Source organism: Methylomagnum sp., from assembly GCF_054333355.1.
Map to the genome: position 1 here is coordinate 1 of NZ_JBTEKS010000182.1, position 8,565 is coordinate 8,565.

Consider the following 8,565-nt stretch of genomic DNA (forward strand, 5'->3'; position numbering starts at 1 on the left):
GAACCTCGCCACGACGCTGCGCCGCTATGCCGATATTTACAATCACGCCATCCCCCAGCGGGCGCTGGGTCATGTCGCCCCCATTAACGCCCTCGCCGAATGGCGCGAGAGAAAGCCAGAATTATTCGTTTCGTCGGTAGATAATCTCACGGGTCTTGACACAAATGATCCAGCCTTGGTTGCGTCATACCGAGTTGGCGAGCGGCTTCAACGAGAGTCCATTGTCGGGCCTTTATATATTCTTGAAGGTCGATTATAAGTTTTTAGCGCAACTTCATATCTTCCGCCATTTCGGGGGAATCTTCCAAAGCATCCCATACGCTGGTGTAGGTTTCGCTCATTTCAATAGCGGATATTGTTATTTCGCCAAAGCCACCGGAATAAACGGACTCGCCGGATTTACTGCCAAGGTCTGTTTGGCCGGATGCAATACCAAATCCATCATTTCCATTGGCACCGCGCCGAATAATGCCTCATCGCCGAATACCAAAGCAGATAAATCGCAATACCTACCAGAAAAATGTACTCGTAACGGCCCAACCATCGGCACATTTTTACGCGAACCATCCACCAATATGACTTCCCGCCGACTCACCTCTTCCAAGTCATACCCCAATTGAATGGCGACATGCTCGGGAATAATCATGAATACCGCACCGGAATCTGCCAGGGCTTTGATTGCCATGCGGCGGTTGGATAAAAGGTTTTCGACTTCAATATCAGCGTAAGCAAGTCCCATGATTTTCTCCGGGAAGCTGAAGCCTGATCGGGAAGCAGAGCTTCCAAGCTATGGGTTCCCAAGCCGGAGCTTGGGAACCAGTATCAAGGCGGGCTTTAGATGATCACCCCGCCAACGGCTTATACCGAATCCGATGCGGATTATCCGCCTCCGCCCCCAAGCGGCGATGCCGGTCAGCCTCATAATCAGCGTAATTACCCTCGAACCACACCACCTTGCTATCGCCCTCAAAGGCCAGCATGTGCGTCGCGATACGATCCAAGAACCAGCGGTCATGCGAGATGACCACCGCGCAGCCGGGGAAGTCCAACAGCGCTTCTTCCAAGGCGCGGAGGGTTTCCACGTCCAGGTCGTTGGTCGGTTCGTCGAGGAGCAGCACGTTGCCGCCACTCTTCAACAGCTTGGCGAGGTGGACGCGGTTGCGCTCACCGCCGGACAAATCGCCAATGCGCTTCTGCTGGTCCGAGCCCTTGAAGTTGAACCGGCCACAATAGGCGCGGGACGGCGTCTGATAGGTGCCCACCGTCACCATGTCCAGCCCGTCGGAGATTTCCTCCCACACGGTCTTGTTATCGTCCAAATGGTCGCGGGTTTGATCGACATGCGAAATTTTCACCGTCTCGCCATGGCGGATGGTGCCGCCGTCCGACTGCTCGGTCCCGGCGATCATGCGGAACAGCGTGGTTTTACCCGCGCCGTTCGGGCCGATGATGCCGACGATGCCGCCCGGCGGCAGCCGGAAACTCAGGTCGTCGACCAACAAACGGTCGCCAAAGCCCTTCCGCAAACCTTCCACTTCCACCACCACATTGCCCAGCTTCGGACCCGGCGGAATGTAGATTTCCTTGGTTTCGTTGCGCTTCAAGGTCTCCTGGCTGGATAGCTCCTCGAAGCGGGCCAGACGGGCCTTGCTCTTGGCGTGGCGGCCCTTCGGGTTGGCGCGGACCCATTCCAACTCGGCCTTCATGGCTTTCTGGCGGGCGGATTCCTGCTTTTCTTCCACTTGCAGGCGCTGCTCCTTCTGGTCTAGCCAGGAAGAATAATTGCCTTCCCAGGGAATACCGTGACCGCGGTCAAGTTCCAGAATCCAGCCCGCCACGTTGTCAAGGAAATAGCGGTCGTGGGTGACGGCGATGACGGTGCCGGGGAAGTCGTGGAGGAAGCGTTCCAGCCAGGCGACGGACTCGGCGTCGAGGTGGTTGGTCGGCTCGTCCAGCAGCAGCATGTCGGGGCTGGACAGCAGCAAGCGGCACAGCGCCACCCGGCGCTTTTCGCCGCCGGACAGCTTGGCGATGTCGGCGTCCCAATCGGGCAGGCGCAGGGCGTCGGCGGCGATTTCCAAGGTCCGCTCCAAGTTGTGGCCGTCGCTGGCCTGGAGGATGCCTTCTAGCTTGGCTTGTTCAGCGGCCAGGGCGTCGAAGTCGGCGTCCGGCTCGGCGTAGGCGGCGTAGACCTCGTCCAGCCGGGCCAGCGCGTCCTTGACGTGCTGCAAGGCTTCCTCGACGTTGCCGCGCACGGTCTTGTTGGGATCGAGTTGCGGTTCCTGGGACAAATAACCGATGTTGATGCCGGCCTGCGGGCGGGCCTCACCAAGGAATTCCTGATCCACCCCCGCCATGATGCGCAGCAGGGTGGATTTGCCGGAGCCGTTCAGGCCCAGCACGCCGATCTTGGCGCCGGGGAAAAAGGACAGGGAAATATCGCGCAGAATCTCGCGCTTGGGGGGCACGACTTTGCCCACCCGGTTCATGGTATAGACGTATTGAGCCATGGTTTGGATTGTTCCGGTTGACGGAATGGTTGGGGGGAAACCCTTTGATTTTGCAAGGGCAACAGCAAAGGGCGGGTGTGTGGAAACTTCTATTATTTCATGGTTCGGCGGTGCCGCCATAAGTTAGAGTGCTTTGGCAACACAAAGGCCGACCCGGTTTTCAAAACCGAGTCGGCCTACGCGAATGCCATGAATTCAAATAAGACGGGCGCACCGGCCCGCTCAATAGGCCGATCCGTCCTTGTGGAAAAACTGATAAGCCCCCCGCCCTGCCCTGGCCTCCAAGTCCGCGTCTGGATAATGGGCTTGATCGCCCGGCAGCCGGTCGCCCACTTCCAGATAGACGGCGACCGCCGAACCCCGGTTCATCAAGCAATGGCCGTCCGCCTTCCCCGCCGGGAAGCCCGCGCACAGGCCGGGACCGAGGCATTGCTCGCCCCGTTCCGTGACCAGGGTCACTTCGCCCTCCAACACACAAATGAACTCATCCTGGCGAGTGTGCCAATGGCGCAGGGCGGACACGGCGCCCGGTTCCAGCCGGACCAGATTGACGCCGAAGGTTTGCAGGCCCAGCGCGTCGCCTAGGGCTTGTTTGCTGCGTCCCACGGTCACGGCGCGAAACTCTTCCGCCGGGTAGGTGGAGCCGGTTCGGCTGGGGACCGTGGCGGGGTCGAGGGCGGGCAATGTCGGGGGATTGTTGGTTTTCATAGGGCGGGTTTTAAACGCTTAGTGTTTGGAATCAGTCATGGGTCTTGGAGCGCCGGACTGGCCTTGTCCGTCTTTAGGACTATTTTAACCGCCGTCCATCGGCGAATTTCCTATCACTCACGGGCAATTAAGCGCATGATACAAGGGGGTGAATCCTCACCCACGAATCAGGAAGAGACCATGAATACGCAGATGAAAGGCAATAGCCCGAGAAAGGAAAGCAAGGGCAAGCCCAAACGCAAACCCGCCAAAAGCTGATTTCGTAGGCTATTGGCGCATTTTAGGCGGGCACCAGACGTCCCGGCCTTATCCCAAAACTGAGGGTGACAGCCATTATTGAAATACCAGAATTACCCCCGTGGTGGGGCTATAGCAAAGCCCATGGCTGGGTGGTTATTGATCGGACCCTAACGCCGAATAAATCGGGTTTGAGTCAGGATATCCTTTACTTCCGCTGCCGAGATTCCACGATATTTCTCGATAGCCGAAGCCGCTGGCGTGCCCCGCTTTATATCTACGCGACGACGTATCTCGCGTCTCTGGCGTCGCCCGAGTCCGAGCAAATGGCTCAAGAATTTGAAGCCCTCAAATCGCGCTGGGCTGAATTTCAGGCCGAGATATGGCATCAGTTCGAGGCGAGCGAAGCCCTGCGGAAGGAGCAGGCACTGGCCCGCATCCAGCAATTGGAAGAAGCCAAAAAGCCCGCCAAAGCCAAACGCAAACCCAAAAAAGCCGATGTAGGACAGGCCAGCGAGTCTTCCGAGCAAGGCGCGTAACGGGTAGCCCGGATGAAGCGCAGCGGAATCCGGGCCACCAACTTCACCCCTCCCGCATCAATTGCAGCAACTCATCCGCCCCGACCTTGCCGCTGATGTCGCCGTCTTCCAGCAGGCTGTCGGCCAGTTCCCGCTTCTGCCGGTGTAAAGCGACGATCTTTTGCTCGATGGTGCCGCCCGCCACCAGCCGATACACCGTGACGGGCCGGGTCTGGCCGATGCGGTGGGCGCGGTCGGAGGCTTGATCCTCCACCGCCGGATTCCACCACGGATCGAGGTGGATGACGTAATCCGCCGCCGTGAGATTCAGCCCCGTGCCGCCCGCCTTCAAGCTAATCAAGAACACATCGCCCTGCCCTGCTTGGAAACCTTCCACCCGCTTCTTGCGCTCCGGCGCCGGGGTCGAGCCATCCAGGTATTGATAGGCGACGCCCTTCTCGTCCAGATAGGCCCGCACCAGCAATAAATGATCCACGAACTGGCTGAACACCAGCGACTTGTGGCGGTTTTCCAGCAATTCCTCCAACACCTCGCCGAACAAGGCCAGCTTGCTGCTGGAAAGCCCAAGCTCCGGCGCAATCAGGTTCGGGTTGCAGCAGGCCCGGCGCAGCTTGGTGATGGCCGCCAGCACCTTGAAGCGCTGGTCTTCGATAGGACCGCCGGTTTCGTTCAACTCGTCCAGGAGCTTCCGGCGCAAGGCTTCGTAGAAGGCCGCTTCCTTCTCGCTCAGTTCCACCTGTAGCTCGATGTCGGTGCGGGCGGGAAGTTCTTCCAGCACTTGGGTCTTGGTGCGGCGCAGGATGAATGGCTGAATCAGGCGCTTCAAGCGGCGGCGGGCCTCGCGGTCCTGGTCGCGCTCGATGGGACCGGCGAAGCGGCGGTTGAAGCTTTCCAGCGAACCCAGCAGCCCCGGATTGATGAAGCGGAACAGGTTCCACAACTCGCCGAGATGATTCTCGACTGGCGTGCCGGTGGTGATGAGCTTGAAATCGCCCTGCAAGTTCATGGCCTGTTGGGAGCGGCGGGTGGCGGCGTTCTTGATGGCTTGGGCCTCGTCCAGCACGATGGTCCGCCAGCGCACCGTAGCCAGCAATTCGCCGACGGATTCCTGTTGCAAAAGCCCATAGCTGCACACCAGCACATCCATGGCGCCCAAGCCTTCCACCAAGGCTTGCCGGTCGTTGGTGGCGCCCAGCGTCCTGAGCTTGAGCGTCGGCGCGAAGCGGCCCGCTTCGTTGAGCCAGTTGAAGCCCACCGAAGTCGGGGCCAGCACCAGGCTGGGTCCGTCGGCGGCGCGGCTCAGGATCAAGGCGAGTGCTTGGACGGTTTTGCCTAGACCCATGTCGTCGGCCAAACACGCGCCCACGCCCCACGCCGCCAGCCGCGACAGCCAGACGTAGCCATCCCGCTGATAATCGCGCAATTCCGCTTGCAGGGTGGACGGCAATTCCGCCCGCACCTCACCGGCTTGCTTGAGGCGCTCCAACTGCTCGCGCCACGCCGCGTCGGCCTTGAAATCGCCCACGTCCCCGGCCATGTCGTCCAGGACAGACGCGGCCAGCGGATGCAGCCGTTGCCCGCCGCCGTGGCTTTCCGTGTAGGCCCGCAAGTCTTCCAGCCGCTTGCGGAAGGATTCGGTGAGGGCCAGGAAGCGGTCGCCGTCCAGCCGCACGAACCGGCCCTTCTGGTCGCCGATCAATTCCAGCAGCCGTTGCAGGCTCAGCACCTCGCCGTCATCCAGCTTGAGTTCGCCGCTGACGCTGAACCAGTCGCGCTGGCGCTTGACGGCCAGGCTCATTTGATTGAGTCCCGCCTGCCCCAGCACCTTGAGCTTCTCGCCCTGCGGCCATTCGACCACCGCTTGCTCGCCCACCTGCCCCAGTTCCAGCAGTAATTCCAGGCTGCTTTCCGGGTCTTCCAAATGCCATTGATAGCCGTCCACCTTGCTGACATGAGGCGGGAAGCCGGGACACGCGGCCATCACATCGGCGGCGAGTTGGCGCTCCAGCTTCAAATTGCGCTCGGTTTGCAGCCGCTTACCGTTGATCTCCGCAATCAACCCGGCCCCGCCCGAACCCGGCGGGTAATAGGAACCCTGCTCGCCGAAGGGCCGCACCAACACCGCCACCCGCAACCCCTCGCCTTCCGGGGCCAGTTGCACGCGGGGACGCGGGTCGGCGGGCACGCTCTCCGCGCCGGAGGCTTCGGCGGTGCCGATGTCGGAATGGATTGCCACCAGGGACGACACCGCGCCCAGCCCGGTCAGGATGCGCTCCTGGGCGGTGGCCGGGGCTTCGAAGCCGTCGCCGACGATGGTGGCGAGGCGCTGATGCTCAGGCTTGAACTCGGTCAGCTTGAGGCGGTTCAGCCCGTCCTTGGTGATGGGGAGGCGCTGGTCGGTGAGCTTTTTCTTCGGCCACAGCTCGATGCGAATCTGGCCGTTGCGCTGCTTGCGGACCCGCAATTCCGGCGGCGTCGCCACCAGTTCCAGGCTGGCGCCGTTGTGGCCCCAATACACCGCCGGATGCCCGGCCAGCGCCAGCCAGCCCTTTTCGGTCAGGTTGTAGGCGTAGCCATAGGAATACTCCATCGCGATGTGGCCTATGACGCGGCGGTCGTGCGAGGACAAGTAGGCAAAATCTTCGGGGCTTGCTCCCAGCTTTTTGAGCGCCACCACCCGCCCCTTGCTCCACACGCCCTGGGCGGACAATTTTTGTTCTCTCGCCTCGACGCTGTAATGCCCTTGGCTTTCAAAAACCAGCCAAGCCAGCCGCGTTTCGGCTTGGCTCACGGGCTTGGCGGACGTTTCGGCGGGCGGCGCTGTGACGGTGTTGCGGATGGCGTTGAGCGCCCGCTCCCACGGCGCTTCGTGGCGGAACCGATCCGCCAGCAGGCGGAGGCCGGGACGGTCGCGGAACTCGGCGGCGGCTTCGGCCAACGCGCCTTGGCTGGGGTCCAGCCGGGCCAGCAGGACGCCGAGTTCGGCGGCGGGCCATGCCAAGCCGTGCTGTTCCGCCCGCTCCCGGAAAGCCAATACCACGGGCAGGTATTCCGAAATATCCGGCTGCTCGTCGTAGCGGGCCAGGATCAACAGCCCAAACCAAGCCAGCCAGGGCGTGGCATGGCTGCCGGTGAGGTTCTGTTTCAACTTCTCGCGGAAGCCCTTCAGGCTGTCGGCGTTGCCGCTTTCCAAGCTGAAGCCGTAGCGCATCAGGCTGAGGATCGCCCATTGGGGGTGGTTCGTATCCACGTTGTCCAGCAGGGTATTGGCGTTCTCGAAGTCCTTGCCTTGGTTGCGGATCATCAAGGCCACAACGTAGAACGCGCCCGCAATGCCGGGCAGAAAACCGCGCCGCTGGCCGGTTTCCCGGCGGTGCAGCCGCACCGCCTCGCCAAAATGTTTGATGGCCGCGTCTTCATCGCCTTGCAGGAGCCGCAGCAAGCCACCGAGGACGGCGATTTCCACGGGCTGGGCGGCGCTGGCGGCCAAGTGAGTCATCGCGCCCGCCGCATCGCCCCGCAATAACGCGGCGAAGGCTAGGCCGGGCTGGCAGGCGGGGTTGTCCCGACCGAGGTCCGCCAGGGTGTGATAGGTGGCTTCGTCCATGCGCCATTCCAGCGCCAGCAGGTTGGGCAGTAACGGCAGGGTCACTTTTTGAACGCTGGGCGGCAGGGCTTGGAACCAATTCGGATCGAAGGGATTGGCGCAGACCCGGGCGTAGATGGGGGCGGGATTCGACCAGCGGTCAGCCAAGCCCCCCCAATATAAGTAACGGTTTTGCCTGAGGCTCTCGAAGGCGCGGGTGATGAGGGCTGGGTCGTCTTCGTACAGGCCAAAGCGCACTTCCCGGATGAGTTGGTCCTCGCTCGCGAAGCGGATTTCTTCCTGGCGGGGTGGCTGGAAGCGTTCCAGGGGCCAGGCTTTCCGGGCCAGTTCGGCGTAACGCCCGAAGGCGCTTTGGGTCACTAAATGGCGGGCCACCAGTTCGATGATGGCGGGATGACATTTGATGCCGCTGTTGCTGAGGGAAATGCCCACCATTTTTTCTCTGACGATCAGGCCGCGCTTTTCGATGGTGCTGATTTCCAGCTTTTGCTTGGGCGAGATATTCAGGCCGGTCTTGAGTTGGGATTGGTTCAGCGCTCCCCAATTGGCGGCCAGCAGGTTGATGATGTCTTGGTTTTGTTTGTCGAGCGCCATATAAGCGGCCATGAGTTCTTGGCGCTGGCTGGTGGGGGTATCGGACATGGGGAATCGGTGTTTCTGGGTTGCTTGGATGGTTAGACGTTGGAAACGGCCTGCGGTGATGGCAGGCCGCGATTTAGGCGGGCATTTTACGGGTTGCGCTGGGGTGAGGTAAGGGCTGGGTGGGACAGTGGGGTGGGCGGGGATGGCTGGGGGGGAACAAGCAGAAACGAACGGCCTTCAGGTTAAGTGGACCCCCGGTCAAGACAAATCCGATTCAAATTTAAGAGGGTAGCGGTTCACTTGCCGCAGAACGGCGCGGCCCCGATTCGATCACGGCAATAGCCCGGGCAGGCGCGTCTTCGCCGTTGAATTTATCCACGAT

Annotated in this window: 6 protein-coding genes; 1 reads left to right on the top strand and 5 read right to left on the bottom strand. The window is 61.2% G+C overall.

Going from position 1 to position 8,565, the window contains the following annotated elements; all coding sequences use genetic code 11:
- Positions 1-146: 146 nt before the first annotated feature.
- The 4 genes from ACXWUF_RS13850 to ACXWUF_RS13865 form a co-directional block, all read right to left on the bottom strand.
- Positions 147-257: a hypothetical protein gene (locus tag ACXWUF_RS13850; protein WP_458495261.1), complete on the bottom strand. Its 111-nt coding sequence runs from the start codon at positions 255-257 to the stop codon at positions 147-149.
- Between the two features lie 101 nt (positions 258-358).
- Positions 359-739, bottom strand: coding sequence for a clan AA aspartic protease (locus tag ACXWUF_RS13855; protein ID WP_458495256.1), 381 nt, complete (start codon positions 737-739; stop codon positions 359-361).
- A 103-nt stretch (positions 740-842) separates the two neighbouring features.
- Entirely contained in the window at positions 843-2,510 is a 1,668-nt protein-coding gene (gene ettA, locus ACXWUF_RS13860) for an energy-dependent translational throttle protein EttA (protein ID WP_458495257.1), read from the bottom strand.
- Positions 2,511-2,732: 222 nt separating this feature from the next.
- Positions 2,733-3,218 (bottom strand): cupin domain-containing protein, encoded by a 486-nt coding sequence (locus ACXWUF_RS13865; protein WP_458495258.1) that lies wholly within the window; start codon positions 3,216-3,218, stop codon positions 2,733-2,735.
- Positions 3,219-3,781: 563 nt separating this feature from the next.
- On the opposite strand from ACXWUF_RS13865, the gene ACXWUF_RS13870 reads away from it, so the two are divergent.
- A complete protein-coding gene (locus ACXWUF_RS13870; RefSeq protein ID WP_458498195.1) occupies positions 3,782-3,994 on the top strand; it encodes a hypothetical protein in 213 nt (70 codons plus the stop codon).
- 43 nt (positions 3,995-4,037) lie between these two features.
- On the opposite strand, the gene ACXWUF_RS13875 is transcribed toward ACXWUF_RS13870, so the two are convergent.
- A complete protein-coding gene (locus tag ACXWUF_RS13875; RefSeq protein WP_458495260.1) occupies positions 4,038-8,243 on the bottom strand; it encodes a DEAD/DEAH box helicase in 4,206 nt (1,401 codons plus the stop codon).
- Positions 8,244-8,565: the final 322 nt, after the last annotated feature.

Coding starts and splice junctions, on each gene's coding strand:
- ACXWUF_RS13855 (WP_458495256.1), bottom strand. CDS start 739: ATGGGACTTGCTTACGCTGATATTGAAGTCGAAAACCTTTTATCCAAC.
- ACXWUF_RS13875 (WP_458495260.1), bottom strand. CDS start 8,243: ATGTCCGATACCCCCACCAGCCAGCGCCAAGAACTCATGGCCGCTTAT.
- ACXWUF_RS13870 (WP_458498195.1), top strand. CDS start 3,782: ATGGCTCAAGAATTTGAAGCCCTCAAATCGCGCTGGGCTGAATTTCAG.
- ettA (WP_458495257.1), bottom strand. CDS start 2,510: ATGGCTCAATACGTCTATACCATGAACCGGGTGGGCAAAGTCGTGCCC.
- ACXWUF_RS13865 (WP_458495258.1), bottom strand. CDS start 3,218: ATGAAAACCAACAATCCCCCGACATTGCCCGCCCTCGACCCCGCCACG.